The sequence below is a fragment of the Streptomyces sp. NPDC039465 genome (genome assembly GCF_055639315.1).
The window spans coordinates 41,442-60,499 of record NZ_JBVKAP010000005.1 but is presented as its reverse complement, the minus strand read 5'-3'; the positions used below and the strand labels follow the sequence as shown (position 1 = coordinate 60,499).

Annotated in this window: 21 protein-coding genes; 9 read left to right on the top strand and 12 right to left on the bottom strand. The window is 69.8% G+C overall.

The genetic code is table 11. The features are described from left to right. Window positions 1–34 precede the first annotated feature (34 nt). Together mqnP and ACZ7LT_RS18135 are read right to left on the bottom strand one after the other, a co-directional pair. On the bottom strand, window positions 35–943 hold the full coding sequence (mqnP, locus tag ACZ7LT_RS18140; protein ID WP_471237456.1) for a menaquinone biosynthesis prenyltransferase MqnP: 909 nt from the start codon (window positions 941–943) through the stop codon (window positions 35–37). A 14-nt stretch (window positions 944–957) separates the two neighbouring features. Next, window positions 958–2,409: a menaquinone biosynthesis decarboxylase gene (locus ACZ7LT_RS18135; RefSeq protein ID WP_471237053.1), complete on the bottom strand. Its 1,452-nt coding sequence runs from the start codon at window positions 2,407–2,409 to the stop codon at window positions 958–960. An 89-nt stretch (window positions 2,410–2,498) separates the two neighbouring features. On the opposite strand from ACZ7LT_RS18135, the gene ACZ7LT_RS18130 reads away from it, so the two are divergent. After that, window positions 2,499–2,921 carry a PLD nuclease N-terminal domain-containing protein gene (locus tag ACZ7LT_RS18130; protein WP_471237051.1) on the top strand — a complete coding sequence of 141 codons (423 nt, stop codon included), beginning with the start codon at window positions 2,499–2,501 and terminating at the stop codon, window positions 2,919–2,921. Further along, window positions 2,921–3,805, top strand: coding sequence for a LysR family transcriptional regulator (locus ACZ7LT_RS18125; protein ID WP_471237455.1), 885 nt, complete (start codon window positions 2,921–2,923; stop codon window positions 3,803–3,805). Before ACZ7LT_RS18130 ends, ACZ7LT_RS18125 begins: the two co-directional genes overlap by 1 nt. On the opposite strand, the gene ACZ7LT_RS18120 is transcribed toward ACZ7LT_RS18125, so the two are convergent. The 3 genes from ACZ7LT_RS18120 to ACZ7LT_RS18110 form a co-directional block, all read right to left on the bottom strand. Beyond that, complete coding sequence (locus ACZ7LT_RS18120; protein WP_471237050.1) at window positions 3,708–4,637, bottom strand: DMT family transporter; 930 nt, start codon at window positions 4,635–4,637, stop codon at window positions 3,708–3,710. The genes ACZ7LT_RS18125 and ACZ7LT_RS18120 overlap by 98 nt on opposite strands. A 143-nt stretch (window positions 4,638–4,780) precedes the next feature. Beyond that, window positions 4,781–5,377, bottom strand: a complete 597-nt coding sequence (locus ACZ7LT_RS18115) for a hypothetical protein (RefSeq protein WP_471237049.1) — start codon at window positions 5,375–5,377, stop codon at window positions 4,781–4,783. Window positions 5,378–5,384: 7 nt separating this feature from the next. Further along, entirely contained in the window at window positions 5,385–5,798 is a 414-nt protein-coding gene (locus tag ACZ7LT_RS18110) for a hypothetical protein (RefSeq protein ID WP_471237048.1), read from the bottom strand. Window positions 5,799–5,960: 162 nt separating this feature from the next. Here ACZ7LT_RS18110 and ACZ7LT_RS18105 point away from each other — a divergent pair, with 162 nt between their 5' ends. Continuing rightward, the gene (locus ACZ7LT_RS18105) at window positions 5,961–6,182 is read left to right on the top strand and encodes a DUF6087 family protein (protein WP_471237454.1); all 222 of its coding nucleotides are present in this window, start codon (window positions 5,961–5,963) and stop codon (window positions 6,180–6,182) included. A gap of 169 nt (window positions 6,183–6,351) precedes the next feature. Then, entirely contained in the window at window positions 6,352–6,735 is a 384-nt protein-coding gene (locus tag ACZ7LT_RS18100) for a hypothetical protein (RefSeq protein WP_471237047.1), read from the top strand. Between the two features lie 319 nt (window positions 6,736–7,054). Here ACZ7LT_RS18100 and ACZ7LT_RS18095 read toward each other — a convergent pair whose 3' ends face one another. Further along, complete coding sequence (locus ACZ7LT_RS18095; protein ID WP_471237046.1) at window positions 7,055–7,357, bottom strand: hypothetical protein; 303 nt, start codon at window positions 7,355–7,357, stop codon at window positions 7,055–7,057. A gap of 150 nt (window positions 7,358–7,507) precedes the next feature. On the opposite strand from ACZ7LT_RS18095, the gene ACZ7LT_RS18090 reads away from it, so the two are divergent. The 5 genes from ACZ7LT_RS18090 to ACZ7LT_RS18070 all read left to right on the top strand — a co-directional run bounded on the left by ACZ7LT_RS18090 (window position 7,508) and on the right by ACZ7LT_RS18070 (window position 12,887). Further along, on the top strand, window positions 7,508–7,792 hold the full coding sequence (locus ACZ7LT_RS18090; protein ID WP_471237045.1) for a GntR family transcriptional regulator: 285 nt from the start codon (window positions 7,508–7,510) through the stop codon (window positions 7,790–7,792). A gap of 31 nt (window positions 7,793–7,823) precedes the next feature. Then, window positions 7,824–8,276, top strand: coding sequence for a nucleoside deaminase (locus ACZ7LT_RS18085; protein WP_471237044.1), 453 nt, complete (start codon window positions 7,824–7,826; stop codon window positions 8,274–8,276). Further along, entirely contained in the window at window positions 8,269–9,177 is a 909-nt protein-coding gene (locus ACZ7LT_RS18080) for an isopenicillin N synthase family dioxygenase (protein WP_471237043.1), read from the top strand. The genes ACZ7LT_RS18085 and ACZ7LT_RS18080 overlap by 8 nt, the downstream gene beginning before the upstream one ends. Before the next feature lie 89 nt (window positions 9,178–9,266). Next, a complete protein-coding gene (locus tag ACZ7LT_RS18075; protein ID WP_471237042.1) occupies window positions 9,267–11,327 on the top strand; it encodes a hypothetical protein in 2,061 nt (686 codons plus the stop codon). A 6-nt stretch (window positions 11,328–11,333) separates the two neighbouring features. After that, the gene (locus tag ACZ7LT_RS18070) at window positions 11,334–12,887 is read left to right on the top strand and encodes an ABC transporter substrate-binding protein (RefSeq protein WP_471237041.1); all 1,554 of its coding nucleotides are present in this window, start codon (window positions 11,334–11,336) and stop codon (window positions 12,885–12,887) included. A gap of 16 nt (window positions 12,888–12,903) precedes the next feature. On the opposite strand, the gene ACZ7LT_RS18065 is transcribed toward ACZ7LT_RS18070, so the two are convergent. From ACZ7LT_RS18065 to ACZ7LT_RS18040, 6 genes are all read right to left on the bottom strand, one after another. Next, window positions 12,904–13,431, bottom strand: a complete 528-nt coding sequence (locus tag ACZ7LT_RS18065) for an SRPBCC domain-containing protein (protein WP_471237040.1) — start codon at window positions 13,429–13,431, stop codon at window positions 12,904–12,906. A gap of 43 nt (window positions 13,432–13,474) precedes the next feature. Further along, window positions 13,475–14,560: a c-type cytochrome biogenesis protein CcsB gene (ccsB, locus tag ACZ7LT_RS18060; RefSeq protein WP_471237039.1), complete on the bottom strand. Its 1,086-nt coding sequence runs from the start codon at window positions 14,558–14,560 to the stop codon at window positions 13,475–13,477. Next, entirely contained in the window at window positions 14,557–16,290 is a 1,734-nt protein-coding gene (gene resB / locus ACZ7LT_RS18055) for a cytochrome c biogenesis protein ResB (RefSeq protein WP_471237038.1), read from the bottom strand. The genes ccsB and resB overlap by 4 nt, the downstream gene beginning before the upstream one ends. A 54-nt stretch (window positions 16,291–16,344) precedes the next feature. After that, window positions 16,345–17,118 (bottom strand): cytochrome c biogenesis CcdA family protein, encoded by a 774-nt coding sequence (locus ACZ7LT_RS18050; protein WP_471237453.1) that lies wholly within the window; start codon window positions 17,116–17,118, stop codon window positions 16,345–16,347. 7 nt (window positions 17,119–17,125) lie between these two features. Then, complete coding sequence (locus tag ACZ7LT_RS18045; RefSeq protein WP_471237037.1) at window positions 17,126–17,731, bottom strand: TlpA family protein disulfide reductase; 606 nt, start codon at window positions 17,729–17,731, stop codon at window positions 17,126–17,128. Window positions 17,732–17,808: 77 nt separating this feature from the next. After that, the gene (locus ACZ7LT_RS18040) at window positions 17,809–19,050 is read right to left on the bottom strand and encodes a polysaccharide deacetylase family protein (protein WP_471237036.1); all 1,242 of its coding nucleotides are present in this window, start codon (window positions 19,048–19,050) and stop codon (window positions 17,809–17,811) included. Window positions 19,051–19,058: the final 8 nt, after the last annotated feature.

Genomic DNA, 19,058 nt, shown 5'->3' with positions numbered 1-19,058 from the left:
GGTGCGCGGCCGACGCCACAGCCCGCCCCGGCGGTCAGACGGTCAGACCCCGCACCACCAGGTCGATCAGGGCGCACAGGAAGAGCGAGATGCCGATGAAGCCGTTCGTCGTGAAGAACGCGCGGTTCAGGCGGGACAGGTCGTGCGGCTTCACGATCGTGTGCTCGTAGCAGAACGCCGCCGCCACTATCACCAGACCGGTCCAGAAGAACGCACCCGCCCCGGTGGCCAGGGCGTACCAGGCCAGCAGGGCAGTCGTCACGACGTGGCACCCCCGCGCCCCCCACAGCGCCGCCGGGATCCCGAAGCGGGCCGGGACCGACATGACGCCCTCGGCGCGGTCGGCCTGGACGTCCTGGCAGGCGAAGATCAGGTCGAAGCCGCCGATCCAGACCCCGACCGCGAGCCCGAGGATCACCGCGTCCCACGACCACGAGCCGGTGACCGCGAGCCATGCGCCGATCGGCCCTATGGCCTGCGCCAGACCGAGGATCGCGTGCGGGAAGTTGGTGAAGCGCTTGCCGTACGGATAGACCACCATCGGGATCACGGCGAGCGGCGCGAGCGCCAGGCACAGCGGGTTCAGCAGCGCGGCGGCCCCGAGGAACACGACGACGGCGATCCCCGCCCCCGTCCACGCGGACCGTACCGACACCGCGCCGGTCACCAGCTCGCGGCCGGCCGTACGCGGGTTACGGGCGTCGATCTCGCGGTCGATGATCCGGTTGCAGGCCATCGCGAACGTCCGCAGGCCCACCATGCAGACGGTGACCAGCAGCAGCGTGACCCAGTCGATCCTCCGGTCGGCCTGGAACATCGCCGTCAGCGTGGCGATGTACGCGAAGGGCAGCGCGAAGACCGAGTGCTCGATCATCACGAGCCGCAGGAAGGCCGGCACACCTCCGCTCGCGCGGAGAGGCTGTTTCGCGCTGCCGTCGCCAATAATGGCATCGCCGCTCACAGCCCGTACTCCTTCCAGCGGCGGTCCACCAGCGCCGCCGTCGCCGGGTCGGACTCGACCATGTCCGGCCAGCCGCCGTAGCGGGTGTAGCCCTCCTCGGGCAGCTTCTTCGTCGCGTCGATGCCGGCCTTGCCGCCCCAGAACTGCTGGTACGAGGCGTGGTCCAGGTGGTCCACCGGCCCCTCGACCACCGTCAGGTCGCGGGAGTAGTCCGTATTGCCCAGCGCCCGCCAGGACACTTCGTGCAGGTCGTGGACGTCGCAGTCGGCGTCGACCACGATGATCAGCTTGGTCAGCGACATCATGTGCGCGCCCCAGATGGCGTGCATGACCTTCTGCGCGTGCTTCGGGTACTTCTTGTCGATCGAGACGATCGCGCAGTTGTGGAAGCCGCCCGACTCGGGCAGGTGGTAGTCCACGATGTCCGGCACGATGATCTTCAGGAGCGGAAGGAAGAAGCGTTCCGTCGCGCGGCCCAGCGGGCCGTCCTCGGTCGGCGGGCGGCCCACCACGATCGACTGGAGCAGCGGGCGCTTGCGCATGGTCACGCAGTCGATCTTCAGCGCGGGGAACGGCTCCTGCGGGGTGTAGAAGCCGGTGTGGTCGCCGAAGGGGCCCTCCGGGAGCGTCTCCCCCGGCTCCAGCCAGCCCTCGATGACGACCTCGGCGTTGGCCGGGACCTGGAGCGGCACGGTCTTGCAGTCGACCATCTCGATGCGCTTGCCGGCGACGAACCCGGCGAAGAGGTACTCGTCGATGTCGCCGGGCAGCGGCGCGGTCGACGCGTACGTCACCGCGGGCGGGCAGCCGAAGGCGATCGCGACCGGCAGCCGCTCGCCGCGCTTGGCGGCCACCGCGTAGTGGTTGCGGCTGTCCTTGTGGATCTGCCAATGCATCCCGATGGTGCGCTTGTCGTGCCGCTGGAGGCGGTAGAGCCCGAGGTTGCGTACGCCCGTCTCGGGGTGCTTGGTGTGGGTGAGGCCCAGGTTGAAGAAGGAACCGCCGTCCTTCGGCCACGTGAAGAGGGCCGGAAGCCGGTCCAGGTCGACGTCGTCACCGGTCAGGACCACCTCCTGGACCGGGGCGTCCTTGATCTTCTTCGGCGGCACATGGACCATCGAGCCCAGCTTGCCGAACGCCTCCCGGACGCCGACGAACCCCTGCGGCAGCTCCGGCTTGAGCAGCCCGCCGATCTTCTCGCTGATCTCGCCGTACGACGTGAGACCCAGCGCCTTCAGGAGCCGGCGGTCGGTGCCGAAGACGTTCATCGCCAGCGGCATCGCGGAGCCCTTGACGTTCTCGAAGAGGAGGGCGGGACCACCCGCCTTGTTCACTCTGTCGACGATCTCCCCGACCTCCAGGTACGGGTCGACTTCGGCCTTGATGCGCTTGAGGTCGCCTTCGCGCTCCAGGGCCCGGAGCAGCGAGCGGAGATCGTCGTAAGCCATGGGGTCAAGTATCGGTCACGGGCTACGCTGGACCTGTCACCGGGGCCGACGAAGCGTGCCTCGCCATTGCTTCCAGGGGGCTGTCCCACATGCTCAGGGCGCTGATGTACATCCTGCCGCTGGCGCTGACGATCTACGCCTTCATCGACTGCCTCAACACCCCCGAGGACGAGGCCAAGCACCTCCCCAAGATCGCCTGGATCTTCATCATCCTGCTGTTCTGGGTCGTCGGCCCGATCGTCTGGCTCGCGGCCGGCAAGCTGCGCCACGCCCCCGCCGGAGGCCGCACCCCCTCGGAGTGGCACCGCAACCACCGGCACGAGTGGGTCGCCCCCGACGACAACCCCGAGTTCCTGAAGTCCCTCAAGGACGAGAACAAGAAGGACGAGGCCGTCCTCAAGGACTGGGAGGCCGATCTGCGCCGCCGCGAGGAGGAGCTGAAGAAGCGGGAGCAGGACCCCCAGCGCGAACAGGACGGCAAGCGCGAACAGGACGGCGACAAGGGGCAGTGATCGAGCTCCGGCTCCTGGTCACCTTCGAGAAGGTCGCCACCGTCCTCTCCTTCACCCGCGCCGCCGCCGAACTGCGGTACGCCCAGTCCAGCGTGACCAGCCAGGTCCGCACGCTGGAGTCCTCGCTCGGCGTGGAGCTCTTCGAACGCCTCGGCAGCCGCATCCGGCTCACCGAGGCCGGTGAGCGGCTCCTGCCGTACGCCCACCGGATCATCGAACTGTCCGAGGAGGCGCGGGCCGCGGTCGTGGAGACCGAGGAACCGGCCGGCACGATCGCGGTGGGCACGATGGAGTCGCTGACCTCCTACCGGCTGCCGCCGCTCCTGGAGCTCTTCCACCACCGCTATCCGAAGGTCCAGTTGTCGCTGCGCCCCACCCTCGGCGACGAGACCCGGCAGGCGCTGCGCCAGGGGACGTACGACATCGGCTTCCTGATGGAGCCGGAGACGGAGCACCCGGGCCTGGAGAGCGAGGTACTGGCCGAGGAGCCGCTGGTCCTGGTGGCCTCGCCGCGGCATCCGCTGGCGGGGCGTACGGATCTGACACCGGCGGACCTCGCGGCGGCGCAGCTGGTGGGGACCGAGCCGGGATGCCCGTACCGCGACCTGTTCGAGGCGGCGCTGAGCGAGTGGTCCCCGCCGTTCATGGAGTTCGGCACGATCGAGGCGACCAAGCGGGGCGTGGCGGGCGGCCTGGGTATCGCCCTGGTGCCCCGGATCACCGTCTCCGAGGAGTTGGCGTCCGGGACCCTGGTGGAGCTGGACTGGAAGGTGCCCTTCACGCTCTTCACGCAGATCGCGTGGCGGCGGGGGAAGCGGCTTCCGGCGCATGTGCGGCTGTTCGTGGAGCAGGCGCGACGGCTGGTGTCCGAGCAGCAAGGGTGACCTTCAGGCTCGCCAGGACGATCAGCGGGACGCCGAGCGCCTGGACGAGGCCGATGTGGTGCCCGTACACCGCCCAGTCGGCGAACATCGCGACGGCGGGGTAGGTGAAGGCGAGCACGGCGATCTTCGCGGTGGGCAGCTTCTGGTAGGCCGCGTACATCAGGACGTACATCAGCCCCGTATGAACGAGCCCAAGCCCGACAAGCCAGCCCCACCCGGCGCCGACCTCCGACATGGCCCCGAAGTCGGCGAAGGGCAGCAGCAGCGGAAGCCCGACGAGGACCTGGACGAGGGCGACGAGATGCGGCCGGACGCCGGTGATCCGCTTGGTGACGATCGTCGACAGCGCGTAGAGCACGGCGGCGGCGAGCGCGAGCCCGAGACCCCTGAGCGAGGCGGTGTCCCCGGGCCGTATGCCGGACACGAGCACAAGGCCGACGAAGGCCACCCCGAGCCAGCCGAACCTGGCGGCGGTGATCCGCTCCCGGAAGAGGACGGCCCCGAAGACCACGAGGAAGAACGGCTGGGTGTGGTAGACGACGGTGGCGAAGGAGATCGAGGTCGCCTCGTACGCCTCGAACAGGAACACCCAGTTGAAGACGATGAACACCCCACCGAGCGCGGCGAGCCCCAGCTTCCTCGGCGTGAACCCGTGCCCGGTGAAGTACCCCCGGGCGAGGCTGTACACCCCGAGGGCGACGGCCCCGAAGAGGCACCGGAAGAACACCACGTTGAAGGGCGCCGCCCCGGACTCGACGACGAAGATGCCGAGGGTGCCGGAGAGCACCATGGCAAGGGTCAGTTCGACGGTTCCCCTGGTCTCGATTCTCATACCGACGACGCTACGAACGGCCCGGTGGCGGGTCCACGAGCCAGCGGGGCGTCCTCCCGATGGGGCCATCGGCGGAGCCGATGACGTGAGGCGGACCAGTCATCAGCCGCTCGGCGAGGACGATTCCGGACCGATCGTTCGCGCTACGGGTACGGGTGCAACCACGGCAGTTGGGTCATGGTGACGTAGAAGCTGAAGGCTGCGACGAGAGCGGACGTCAACCGGCGCCAACAGCCGAACTCCTTGCGCCGCACGCCACCTATGGCGACGCCCGTCGACAGGAGGGACAGAACCGGTAGGAGCCACCAGACTCTGCCAACGGCCACACATCCGAGCGCCAGAGCCAGCGCGCACAGTCCGAGCCCCCAGAGGAATCCAGCCCAGTTGTACGCCTTGAGGGCCTTGGTCTCCCAGCCCGCCTCCACCTGGGAGAGGTCGTTTCCGGTCACATTTCCAGCGGCAGCCACCTTGGCCTCATGGGGCATCCCTTGAACTGTCTGCGCGTGGGCATACACGACTCCCAGCGTCGCCCCAACGAACAGGAACACGGCAGCCGAGCCGCACACGACTCCGGCCCTGTCCGAGGTCCATGCCGCGAAATGGAGCTGCTTGCCGGTGAATTCGCCATCGAGCGGCACCGCCACCAGCGACATGCTGACAGCCGCCAGGAGTGATGTGACGACAGGAACACTTGAGCCCATCGCACCGAAAATGTTGGGATAGCTCTTGACCTCGGTCACGGCAACCTCACATGAGCGGATGTCCGCATTGCGGGCAGTCAGTGACCTGGTGATTGTCTGAGATGTGGTGCTGTTGCTGCGTGTTCGAGCATCCCTTGTACGGGACCCCCTGGATCTCGTGCATATTGTGCGGCATGTCGCAATAGAGCGTCACGGCACTCGCGGAAGGAAGGTCGGACAGGCGAGACAGAAAGCGGATGTTCGCCACCCATTCGGTCACACGGTTGATGCCGTATGCAATATCAGGCCGACCATCATCGTCGGCGTGAAATCCGTGGATGAAGTAGTTTCCGTCGTCGCCCACCCAAGCTGCCGTAGGGATTGCGTACTCCTGCAGATAGGGCTCGATTTGTTCGACAAATCCTCGGGTGAAGTCCTCGACCGAGGACGGGCCGTCAACCTGCCCGAAGAACATGCCCACCGTTCCTCCTCCACTCGTCTCCCGCCGGCTCACTGCACAGCCCTCACCGCACCAGAAAGGCCCACACGGCCGTGCGGGGCAACCCAGTGAAGCCATCTGGCTCAGCGATGGGCCGCATGAACGGCGCACCCGGTCCGGAGAACGCGGGGGACCCTCACGGCGCTGAAGGAGTGGGCGGCGCGCCGCGACCGCCGGCGCGCCGCCGACCGGCAGATCACGGGAGCGCGCCGCATCGTGCCCCTCACGCCCGGAGTCGACGCCGCACACATCGCCCCCGACGCGCCGCGCCTCCTACTCGAACTCGACGACACCGGCACGTGGGTCCCGGTCGGTGTCGCCGCGAACGCCGGCGAGGCAGCCGCCTTCCTGGACGCCCACCGCTAGGGCTTGTCAGGCCGATCACGGCACTGGCTAGGGTGTGCGAGCGGGTCGAAAGTGAGCGCGAACGAACGACAAGTAAGGCGGGCTCAGCGTGAAGTCCTGGAGTTCTCGGCGTCGAGCTGTCGTTGCCGTGACCGCCCTCGCCCTGGTCCTGGCAACAGCCGGTGGCTGCTTGGCCGTTCTGAACGAGCAGCCCGAGAGCATCGAACGCACGCGGATCGCCGGTACGTGGACCGGCTACGGCGGTGCCCGGGTGGAACTGCACGCGGATGGGCGGTTCGAGATGTCCGGCATTCCCCGCAGCGCCATCACCTTCAGCTTCATCGAGCCTCCCCAGGGCAACGGGAAGCTGTCAGGGAGCGGGACATGGGCGCCCGCGAGAGATGGCGACAGGGTGGACAGCATCCTCCTGCACGTCGACGCCGGCGGGTCGTTCTCCGCAGCGACGGAGACCGAGGAGCTGGGAGTGGCGGCGAGCGGTGAGATCCCGGTGCTCTACTTCTCCACGAGCGCCGACAAGTGGTACGGGTACGAGATCCGCAAGACCGGCACATAATCGGTCAAGCCCTAGTCAGTCGGCGCATGGCAGGGGCAGCCGCACAGGAGGTGGCGGACTTCCGGTACGCCCGTCTCCCGAGGGACCCCGTCCCGACAGCGGTCGTGGCGGCCGACCACACAGCGCGGTGACCGGAATGCCGGCTCGGGATCGGACACGCTCACCGCACCGGCGACCTCCGGTGTCATCCACCAGCCGTCTCCCGCACGATCGCGGTGCGGACCGCCGTGCCCGACGTCGAGGACGCAGACCGCGCCTGCCCACACCGACCGTACAACCTCCGCGACGGCGTACATAGACCGCCGGACCCCGCAGCGGCTCACCGGGCGCCCCCCGCGTGGATGTTCCGCTGATCGACGTCCACCCCGACCGTGGCCAGCCACAACGCCCGTCGGCGCCGCCGCTGTACCGCGGCCAGGTAGGGGCGCTCCAAGGGTGACCGGGCGCCGTCGGGGAGCGTCGTCTGCTCCTGGGCATACGGAGACCGGCGGGCCAGGACCGGTGCCGCAGGATTGCGTGGTCGGCGGTGGCTGCGGGCGGCCGGGCGTGGGCGGTGCCTGCCGGTGGGTGGCAGGGTCAGGATCAGCAGCCACATCAGTAAGCAGACGATAGGGTTCCGCACGTCATCAACTCCCTTGGTAGTTGGTGGCCATGCCCCGGGAGGTCTAGCCACCTCGCCGGGGTCTTCGTGTCACGTGAGCCTACGAGACATGTATAGCTCTGCATAGCTCACCAGTGGTTCGCACAGGTCTTCGATGCTTACGTTGGTCGGGTGACCGACCGAAGCCAGATCCCCGAGTTCGACCCGCAGGGCCCCCAGCTGGTGTACGTCGCGGTGGCCGACCACATCGCCGCCCGTATCGCGGCCGGTGAGCTGACCCCAGGCGCCCGCCTGCCCGCCGAGCGAGACCTCGCCGAGGAGTACGGCGTCGCCTACCTGACAGTCCGTCGCGCGGCCCGGGTCCTGCGCGAGCGAGGCCTGATCCTGACCGTGCACGGCAAGGGCACGTTCGTCGTCGATCCGCTCCCGACGGACGAGAGCCACCAGCAGGTGTGACGCCCCCGGCCCGCCGGGGAAGAGTCCCCTCGTGGACCGAGAACAGGCACGGCGGTGGCTCGACACCGCGCTCGACGAGGCCCGCGCCGGGCTCGCCGAAGGAGGCATCCCCATCGGCGCTGCCCTCTACGCCGCCGACGGGACACTGCTCGGGCGGGGGCGCAATCGGCGCGTGCAGGACGGGGACCCGTCGTCGCACGCGGAGACCGCCGCCTTCCGGGCGGCCGGGCGGCAGCGGTCGTACCGGGGGACGACCATGGTGACGACCCTCTCCCCCTGCTGGTACTGCTCCGGGCTCGTGCGGCAGTTCGGGATCTCGCGGGTGGTCGTCGGGGAGGCGGAGACCTTCCACGGCGGGCACGACTGGCTGGCAGAGCACGGGGTCGAGGTCCTGGTGCTCGATGATCCCGAATGTGTCGACCTCATGCGGGAGTTCGTCGAGAAGCACCCCGCCCTGTGGAACGAGGACATCGGTCATGAGTGAAGCGAGCCTTCCCACCATCGACCTCAGCCGCGATCCCGCCCCGCAGCTGCCCGCCGGCGACCGCGCCCTGCGCGAGGCCGGGTTTCTGCTGGTCACCGGGCACGGCGTCGACCCGGACCTGCGGGCGGCGATCCGGGACGTCGCCCGCAGGTTCTTCCACCTCCCGGCCGCCGTCAAGGAGCCGTACGCCGTGCGCGTCGGCGGGCGCGGGTGGCTCGGGCCGGGGGCCGAGGCGAACGGGTACGCGGAGGGCACGGTCACCCCGCCCGACCTCAAGGAGTCGCTGTCCTTCGCGGCCGACGAGCCGACCGGCGATCCGGCCGTGGACGCCGAATGGTTCCTGCCGAACACCTGGCCCGCCGAGGTGCCCGAGCTGAAACCGCTCATCCGGACGTACCTCGCGCAGATGCGGGCCCTGTCGGACCGGGTTCTCGATCTGCTCGGCGTCGCCCTCGGCGAGGAGCGGGACTTCTTCACCCGGCACACCCGGCACCCCACGTTCGGCTTCAACATCAACTGGTACCCGGGCCGGGAGCGGACGGGCGAGCCGGAGCCGGGCCAGTTCCGGATCGGGCCGCACACCGACTTCGGCACGGTCACGATCCTGGACCGGCAGGCGGGCAAGGGTGGCCTTCAGGTGTTCACCGACGCCGGCGGATGGCAGGACGCGCCCTTCGACCCCGCCGCCTTCACCGTCAACATCGGTGATGTGATGGCCGGTTGGACGGGTGGACGCTGGCGTTCCGGGCGGCACCGGGTGCTCCCGCCGCCCGCCGACGCGCCCGCCGAGGAGCTGATGTCGCTCGTGTACTTCTACGAGTGCGACCCCGGGACCACCATCCACGGGATCGACTCCCACGCCTACCTCCGGGCCCAGCTCGACGCGATCGCCACGGAGTGAGAACGTCCGCGCAACAGAGTCGAAAAGCCTGCCGCTTTCCCAACACACCGTCGATATCCTGGAGTTGACTGTGCCGGGGGTGACGGGGCGTGGACAGAGAGCTGTACGGCCGCGAGGCGGTCTTCCAGGAGGCCGGGCTCGCGGCGCGGCTCATCGGGCTGTCCCCGTACCGCTATGGCCGCACCGCGTACGAACACCCCGACGACCCGCCCGTCACCGTCTTCACCGGCGGCCGCGGCATGGGCAAGACCGCCCTGCTCAAACAGATCCGCAACGCCTACCGCGGCGGCACCCCGCTCGCCCTGATCGACTGCGCCCACATCGAACCGCCCGCCGACCACGGCCCCGGCTGGAACCCGCTCACCGGCGCGCTCGCCGAACTCGCCGTCCAGCTCGCCCCACGCATCCACAGCGCCAAACCCATCCAGTTCCCCCGGCTCTCCCTCGGCCTCGTCGCCGTCGCCTCCATCGGCTGGTCCCAGGAGGACGACGAACGCGCCCGCCGCGACCTCCAGCGCCTCGGCCCGGTCCTCGCCACCGTCGACGCCACCAAAGGCGCCGCCGCCACCTGGGTCACCAAAGTCCTCGCCAAACTCGCCGCCAACGCCGCCGAATCCACCGCCCCGCTCGCCGGACTCCTCGCCGAAGCCACCGTCGAAACCGTCCTCGAAGAGGTCTTCGGCCGCTTCCAGCAGAAGTCCGACGCCTGGTACGGCTCGTACCGCAACGCCGGCGGCCGCGGAAAAGCCGGCCTCCAGCAACTCGCCATCGACTTCGAACAGGGCGGCCGCCGCCGCACCGAGGCCGAGGACTTCCTCGTCGGCGCCCTCGTCGAGGACCTCGGCCGCGCCTACACCGGACTGACCCGCCGCGGCACCCGCCGCGGCCGCCCCCTCGTCCTCCTCGACAACGCCCACCTCCCCCTCGGCCGCCGCCTCGTCGAACCACTCCTGCGCGAACGCGCCACCGGACGCCGCGACCAGATCATCGTCATGGCCTCCTCCCGCGTCCGCGACCACGCCGGACTGCGCCACGCCACCCGCCTGCGGCTGCCCGAGACCGCCCACCGCGCCGCCTGCCCCCGCGGCACCGACATCACCTCCGGCATCCTCGCCGTGGAACTGACCCCGCTCAGCCCCACCCACACCCAGCGCGCCTTCGACCGCCACGACCCCGCCGGCCGCACCCCCGCCGAACTCGCCCGCGCCGTCCACCGCCTCACCGGCGGCCGCCCGCTCGGCGTCACCCTCCTCAGCCGCGCCGCCGGCGAAGCCCCCGCCCGGCTCCGCCCCACCCTCACCCCCGGCGCCCTCCTCGACCTCACCGTTGAACTACGCGAGGACGCCCCGCCCAGGCCCGTCGCCGCCACCCTCCTCGGCGAACTCCTGCCCGGCCTGCGCCCCGACCCGCTCGCCGTCCTCGCCGCCGCCCACGACGAGGAGTCCGCCCGCACCCTCGCCCGGACCCGGCTGCGCGGCGAATCCCTCGACGGCGACCTCGTCCTGCGCGTACGGGACCTGCTCCACGCCGACGACTGGCCCAGCGGACCGAGGCACTTCGTCGGCGACCTGCTGCTGCGCGCCCTGCTGCTGCACCGGCTGCGCTTCCACGACGCCGACCACCCCGCCTACACGGCCTGGCGCGCGGTCCACGAAACCCTCCACGGCCTCTACGGCCCCGACCCCGGCCCGTACCGCCTCCACCAGGACCTCGCGCTCGGCCGCACCGAAGACGCCGTGACCCGGCTACGGCTCGACTTCCCCCAGCCCGACATCGTCGACTGGCTGGGCCGGCTCAAGTTCATCGCCTCCGCGCCCCACCCGCGCGAACAGCACCGCACCGGAGCGGACCCGCGCCGCGCCGTCGCCCTCGGCCAGGACGTGCCGGCGCTGCCCCCCGGCGTCGCGGACGACGCCGCCGAACTCCACCTCTCCCTGCGGCGGCTCCTGCACGCCGTATGGCTGCTGACCGATCCGCTCGCCCTGCCGGACGACGACGTCGTGGAACGGATGGCGCACGAACTGCGCCAGCTCTCCGGACGCCACCGCACCGGCAGCAGTCCGCTGTGGGACGCGGCCACCCACTGGCCGAAGGACATCCGCGCCTGGCGGGGCCTCACCGTGCCGCCCGGCAGCGAGGACGGAGCCTGAGCACCCATGCCCAACCGGCTGCGCTACCGCGTCTTCTACACCGTCCGGCAGAAGGTCGTCACCTCCCTGATCACCCTCGCCCTCGCCGTCGGCGCCACCCTCTACGTCATCGACACCGCCAACAACCCGGAGGACCGTTCCTGCGCCCCCGGCGTGGCCCGCCCCGAGGGCAGCACCGAATGCGTCGGCGTCAACGGCACCGGACACGACTTCGGCGTCCCCGCCCTACGGGACGTCGCCACCGCCATCGCCCGCGAGAACGCCACCCTCGGCAGCGGCGACCACGTCACCGTCGCCATCCTGCTACCGATCACCTCCACCGACGCCGGCATGAGCGGCAAGGTCCTCCACGAGCTCCAGGGCGCCTTCGCCCAGCAGTACCGCGCCAACCACGAATCCAACGACCAGAAGCCCCGCATCCGCCTCGTCCTCGCCAACACCGGCAAGAACAACGCCCACTGGCGCACCACCGTCGACCAGCTGAAGGGAATGACCGGCGCCCCGGACCAGCTGCGCGCCGTCTCCGGCGTCGCCACCAGCTCCACCGAGATACGCGACGCGGTCACCGAACTCACCAAAGCCGGGCTCGCCGTCGTCGGCACCACCATCACCGCCGACGACATCGCCAACGGCCCCGGCCGCAACCACTTCCCCGGCCTCGCCCGGGTCTCCCCCACCAACGGCGACGAGGCCCGCGCCCTCGCCGCATTCGGCAAGGTCGACGCCGCCAAGGCGATCCTCGTCCAGGACACCCGCACCGGCGACCACTACACCGACACCCTCAAGTCCGCGTTCGCCGCCTCCCTCAAGGGCAAGGCACCCTACGAACCGCAGCTGTTCACCTCACCCGCCGACATGACCGAGGAAGGCACCACCGCCAACACCTTCCGCCAGATCACCCACCTCATCTGCGACACCACCGCCGAGACCGTCTTCTTCGCCGGCCGCCACACCCAGCTGCGCCAGTTCATCAACGCGCTGGGCGCCCGCGGCTGCAAGAGCCGCGCCTTCACCGTCCTCACCGGCGACGAGGGCTCCTACCTCGGCGGCGACAAGAAACTCGACCGGGCGGCCCTGCGCGCCAAGGTGACCGTCCGCTACGCCTCGCTCGCCCACCCCGACGCCTGGAAGCCCGTGCCCGGCAGACCCGTCCCCACCACGGGCGGCTCCACCGCCGCGTACGACACCTTCGTCACCACGCTCGCCCGCGCCGCCCGCGCCCCCGCCGGCCCGATCGGCCCCCTCGCGCTGGCCGACGGCCAGTCGATCGTCGCGTACGACGCCATGGCGACGGCCGTCCACGCCATCCGCCAGGCCACCCCGACCGGCAGCACCCTGCCGGAGCTACGCGACGTCGGCGCCCAGTGGCCCCAGGTCAAGGGCTCCCTGCGGGTGGAGGGCGCGAGCGGCTGGATCTGCCTGGACAACTACGGCAACCCGCACAACAAAGCGGTGCCGATCGTGGAGCTCGCCCTCGACGGCAGCCAGCGCTTCGTCCAGATGGCCTGGCCGGAGGGCCACCCCCCGAAGGACAACTGCCTCCCACCGGGAAAGAGCTGACCACACTCGCGCGGAGTCACGGCTCCCAGCGCGGCCAGCGCGCCTCCTCGCGTTCGTACGTCTCGCGCAGCTCGCGCCACCGCTCCGGCGTCCACGTCAGCCAGTCCGTGGGCCGGCCCTCCAGCGCGGACTCCAGCAGCTCGAAGTGGTGGTGCCAGCCCGCCAGGCAGTCCAGGCGCAGCTGGTCGGAGCCCTGGAACTCGTTGGTGAAGCGCAGGACCGTACCGCCGTCCCGGGCCGGTTCCAGATGGAAGCGGATCCGGCCGTGCGGCTCCTCGACGGTGTACTCGGCGACATACTCGGGGTCCCACGCCGTGACCCGGCCGGAAGTCACCGTCTCGCTGTTCAGCCAGCGCAGCGTCACCGCTCCGCCGAGCCGTGGCTCCAGCGGATCGGCCGCCGCGAGCCACTGCGGAAGCCCTTCCGGAGTGGCCACGGCGGCCCACACCCGCACCATCTCGTGCGGCAGGCTCAGCACGTACCGCAGCACATGCGTGTCACCTCGGGTCTCACTCGCACCGCGGGGTATCGCTTCGGCGGCCATACCTCCAGCGTCACGCGAACCGCCCCGGGACGCGAGCCGGGGCTCAGACGCCCGCGTAGGAGTGCATGCTGTTCACGAAGATGTTGACGCCGTAGTAGTTGAAGAGGAAGCAGCCGAAGGCGATCAGCGCGATGTACGCGGCCTTGCGGCCCTTCCAGCCGGCCGTCGCGCGGGCGTGCAGGTACGCGGCGTAGGCGACCCAGGTGATGAAGGCCCAGACCTCCTTGGCGTCCCAGCCCCAGTAGCGGCCCCACGCGTCACCGGCCCAGATCGAGCCCGCGATGATCGTGAACGTCCACAGCGGGAACGTCGCCGCGTTGACCCGGTACGCGAACTTGTCCAGCGTCGCCGCGGACGGCAGCCGCTCGAGGACCGAGCGGGCGAAGGCGCCGGGCTTCCCGCCGTTCGCGATCTTGTTCTCGTAGGAGTCGCGGAAGAGGTAGAGCAGGGTGCCGACGGCCCCCAGGTAGAGCACCGAGCCGCAGAAGATCGCGGTCGAGACGTGGATCCACATCCAGTAGGAGTCGAGCGCGGGAACGAGCTGGTCGCTCTCGGTGTAGAGCACGGTCGTGGCGACGCCCAGGTCCAGCAGGACGGTCGTCACCAGCGGCAGACCGATCCAGCGGACGTTCTTCTTCGCGACCAGGAAGCCGAGGTACACGCCGACCGCCACCGTGGAGAAGGTGGTGGAGAACTCGTACATGTTGCCCCAGGGGGCGCGCTGCACGGACAGCGCCCGGGCGACGACTCCGGCGGCCTCCAGCAGGAACGCGAGCGCGGTGAGCGAGACGGCGATCCGCCCGTACAGGTCGCCCTTGACGGTGCCGCCGGCCGCGCCGGGGCCGTCGGGGACCTCGCGCCGGCCAGCGGCGGCGCGGGTGACCACCTTCGGCTTCTCGAGGACGGCGGTGGAGCCGGCCTGCCCCTTCACCTGGACGGTGACCGGGGCGGCGGCGGTGGCCGCGGGGGCGGTCAGGGCGGCGGCGGTACGGCCCACCTTGCTGCGGCTGCCGAAGACCCACTCGGCGATATGGGCGAGGAAGGCGAGGGTGTAGACGGCCATCGAGGAGTAGATGAGCGTGTTGCTCATCTGCGCCAGGCTCTCGTTGGTCGCGGCGGCGATGATCACTTCTCATGCCCTTCGGCAGGAACGGCTGCTTCGTCGGCTTCGGATTCGTCGGCTTCGGATTCGGATTCTTCTGGGACGTCCGGGGCGGTGGGCGCCTCGGCGTGGAGCGTGAGGGCCAGCTCGCCCAGCTCCTCGGGCAGCCGGGCGGACTCGCTGCGGCCGAGACCGGCCATCTCGACGACGGTCACGCCGTCGGCGCCGCGCACGGCCCGGACCCAGATCCGGCGCCGCTGGATGAAGAGCGAGCCGGCCAGGCCCGCGATCGCGGCGATCGCCCCGGCGAGCGCGAGGCCGTTGCCGGGCTGCTGGGAGATCTGGAAGCTGGCCCACTCCTTGATCTCCTTCTCGAAGGTGATCGAGCCCGCCCCGTCCGGCAGCGTCATGGTCTCGCCGGGGATCAGCCGCTGGGCGACCTGCCCGTTCTCACCGACCGTGAACTGCTTCATCTTGCTGGTGTCCAGCTGGTACACGTTCTGCGGCAGACCGCCGTCGACCCGCAGGTCGCCGGTGTAGCCGGTGACCGCCATCACGGGGAAGTCCAGGGCCGGGAACTGCGAGAACATGTTGCCCTGGCCGGCCCCGGCGAAGGTCGGCACGAAGAACGCCTTGAAGCCGAGCTGGGTCTTCTTGCCGGTCTTCGGGTCGCGGTAGCCGTCCATCACCTTGATCGCGCCGGTGGAGGTGATGTTGTTGTCGATCGGCAGCAGCGGCACGGCGCCCTTGAAGACGACCTTGCCCTTGCCGTCCTTGACGGTGACGACCGGCGCGTAGCCGTGGGCGATCAGATACACCTTCGAACCGTCGACGTTCAGCGGCTCGTTGACCCGGATGACGGCCTTCTTCTGCGCCTCGCCCGGCTTGCCGTAGGTGACGGCGGCCTCGAACGTACGCGGGGTGCCGCGCTGCGGCCCGGACCGCTCGTACGTGCCGGTGAACTTGTCCAGGTCGAAACTGAACGGCACGAGCTCGTCCGTGCTGAACAGCGACCCGGACTTGAAGTCGTCGTACTGCGTGAGCGTGTTGGAGAAGGCGTCGCCCTCGACGATCAGCTTGCCGCCCTCGGACTTGAAGAGCTGTCCGGTGGCGAAGGCGACCAGCATCACGATCAGGGCGATGTGGAAGAGGAGGTTGCCCGCCTCCCGCAGATAGCCCTTCTCGGCGGCGACCGCGTCACCGTCGGCATGGGCGCGGAAGCCCCGCTTCTTCAGCAGCGCGAGGGCCGCCTCGCGGATCTGCTCCGGCTCGGTCTCGCTGCGCCAGGTGGTGTACGCGGGCAGCCGGGTCAGGCGGCCGGGTGCGCCCGGGGGGCGGCCGCGCAGCTGGCCGACGAACTGCCAGCTGCGGGGCACGATGCAGCCGATGAGGGAGACGAACAGCAGGATGTAGATCGCGGAGAACCACACCGAGCCGTAGACGTCGAAGAGCTGGAGCTTCTCGTAGATCGGCGTGAGGGTCTCGTGGGCGTCCTTGAAGGTCTGCACCTTCAGCTCGTCCACGCTGTTCTGCGGGACGAGGGAGCCGGGGATCGCGCCGAGGGAGAGCAGGAACAGCAGGATCAGCGCGACCCGCATGGAGGTCAGCTGCCGCCAGAACCAGCGGATCCAGCCGACGACGCCGAGCGTCGGACCGCCGATCGCGCTCTCCTCGCGGGGCACGGTGGACAGCTGGGCCCCGGCCTCACCGAGATCGTGCGCCCCCTCGGCCTCCGTCCGCGCGTCGCTCTCACTCATGGAAGCCCTGCTCGTGGCAGCCTTGCTCATCGAATCGGCCTTGCTCATTGGTACTCAGATCCCCACCGTGAAGCCGTCGGCCCAGCTCTGCATGGTCTGCACCAGCGTGTCCCACACACCTGTGAGAAGCAGCAGGCCCGTCGCGATCATCATCACTCCGCCGATCCGCATCACCCACGCGTAGTGCTTCTTCACCCAGCTGAAGGCGCCGAGCGCCTTACGGAAGGCGACGGCCGCGACGACGAAGGGCACACCGAGGCCCAGGCAGAAGGCGACCATCAGTATCGCCCCGCGGCCGGCGCTGGCCTCGCTGAAGGCGAGCATGTTCACCGACGTGAGGGTCGGGCCGAAGCAGGGCGACCAGCCGACGCCGAAGAGCACGCCGAGGACCGGCGCGCCGGCGAGTCCGGCGGTCGGCCGCTTGTGGAAGCGGAACTCGCGCTGGGTGATCCAGGGCATCAGGCCCATGAAGAGCAGACCCATGAGGACCATCAGGACACCGGCGACCTTGGAGAGGATCTCCCGGTGGCCCAGGAGGCTCGTGCCGAAGTTGCCGAAGAGGGCGCCGCCGGAGACGAAGACCGCGGTGAAGCCGAGCACGAACAGGCTCGCCCCGGCGACCATCCGGCCGCGGCGGGCCTCGGCCAGGTCGGTGCCGCTGACGCCGGTGACGTAGCTGAGGTAGCCGGGCACGAGCGGCAGCACGCAGGGCGAGAAGAACGAGACCAGACCGCCGAGGACGGCGATCGGCAGCGCGAGCATCATCGCTCCGCTGTAGACGGTCTCGTTGCGGCCGAATTCGTCGGCGGCCGCCGCGGCGAGGGTCAGCACGCGATCACTTCTCCGCGACCAGCGGGTCGATCAGCTGGCGGAGCTTGGTTTCATTGAGGGCCATCAGGGCCCGTCCCGCGATCTTTCCGTCCTTGTCGAGGACGATCGTGGAGGGAATACCGGCCGGATTGAGGCTGCCCTTGGGGAAGCCGTTCACGATCAGCTTTCCGGCCGGGTCGTACAGGCTGGGGTACGTGATGCCGTAGTCCTTCTCGAAGGCGACGGCAGGCTGCTTGTTGGGGTCGCGGGTATTGATCCCGACGAACTCCACGCCCTTGGCCTTGAGCTCCTTGGACACCTTGGCGAAATGCGGCGCCTCGGCCCGGCACGGCGGGCACCACGATCCCCAGAGGTTCAAGACGACGACCTTGCCCTTGAGGTCGGCGACATCGAGCGGCTTGCCGTCGAGGGTCTCGCCGGCAAGCTTGTTGGGGGCCTTGCGCTCGCCCTTGGCGACGGTCTCGACACCGCCCGTACTGGCGACGAAGTTGGTGTCTCCGCCTCCGCCGGACTTGCCGTTGCTGTCCGAGCTGCAGGCCGTCAGGGCAAGGGCGGCCGAGAGGGCTCCGACGGCGAGCAGGGTGCGTCGGGGGGCGCGGCTAAGGCTCATGTGAAAAGTTTCGCATGGGCGTTCCACGGATCTTGGCCGCCCCCCTCGGTGCCCGTAAAGCCCCTTGTCAAGCACGACTAAACGGCGCGCAGGAAGCCGTTCCAGCCGCCGGCCGGTGTTTGTCCGACGTCGAGCGTACGGAGCTTGGCGAGGATCTTCGGGTCCTGTACGTCCAGCCAGTCGACGAACTGCCGGAACGAGACCAGCCTCACATCCTTCTTCCCGGCCATGCCCTTCAGGGCCTCCTCGACGGCGTCCATGTAGATGCCGCCGTTCCACTGTTCGAAGTGGTTGCCGATGAAGAGCGGCGCGCGATTGGACTCGTACGCGCGCGTGAATCCGGCGAGATACGCCTCGGTGGCCTGCTTGCGCCAGCCCGGAAAACGCGAGGGCATGCCCTGGGTCGAATTCTTGGACTGATTGGCGAGCATGTTGTAGTCCATCGAGAGCACCTCGAAGGAGTGGCCGGGGAAGGGGACGGCCTGCAGCGGCAGGTCCCAGATGCCCTGGCGTTTGCCGGGCCAGCGCTGGAGGCCGCCGGGCGAGCTGGCGTCGTAGCGCCAGCCGAGCTTCTTGGCGGTGGGCAGCAGCTTGTCCTGGCCGAGCAGGCAGGGGGTGCGGGCGCCGACGAGTTCCTTGCGGTAGTCGAAGGGGAGCGGGTCGAGGTCGCGCCAGCCGGTGCTGGTCTTCCACTCGGTGACAAACTTCACCGCCTGGTCGATCTCGCTCTGCCAGTCGGCGGAGGACCAGTTGCCGACGGAGCCGCGGCCGCCGCAGAAGTGGCCGTTGAAGTGCGTGCCTATCTCATGGCCGTCGAGCCAGGCCTCGCGGACGCAGGCGAGCGTCCGCTTGATGTTCTCGTCCTTGAGGTAGCCGATGTCGGAGGCGCCTATGCCGTTGTTCGGCGGGCGGTAGAGGGTCTTCTTCGACTCGGGCAGGAGGTAGAGCCCGGAGAGGAAGAACGTCATCGCGGCGCCGTGGTCCTTGGCGAGCTTCAGGAAGCGGGGGAAGAGGCCGTTGCCGACCTCGCCGGCGCCGTCCCAGGAGAAGACCACGAACTGCGGGGGTGTCTGGCCCGGTTCGAGCGGGACGGGCCGCTCGGGCTGGTGCGGCTGCTTGCCGGTGTCGGCGGTGGAACCGTCCCCGAGGGGTCGGCCGTCCGAAGAGGGAGAGGGGCTCGTCCGGTCACCCTTGCCTTGACCAGTTTGCCCGGATCCTCCCTTTTCGCCCTTATCTGTGGAGATGCAGCCCGCGATCCCGATCGCGGCCGCGGCTCCAGCACCCGCACCGAGCAGGCCCCTTCGACTGATCCCGCGCATATCGTCCC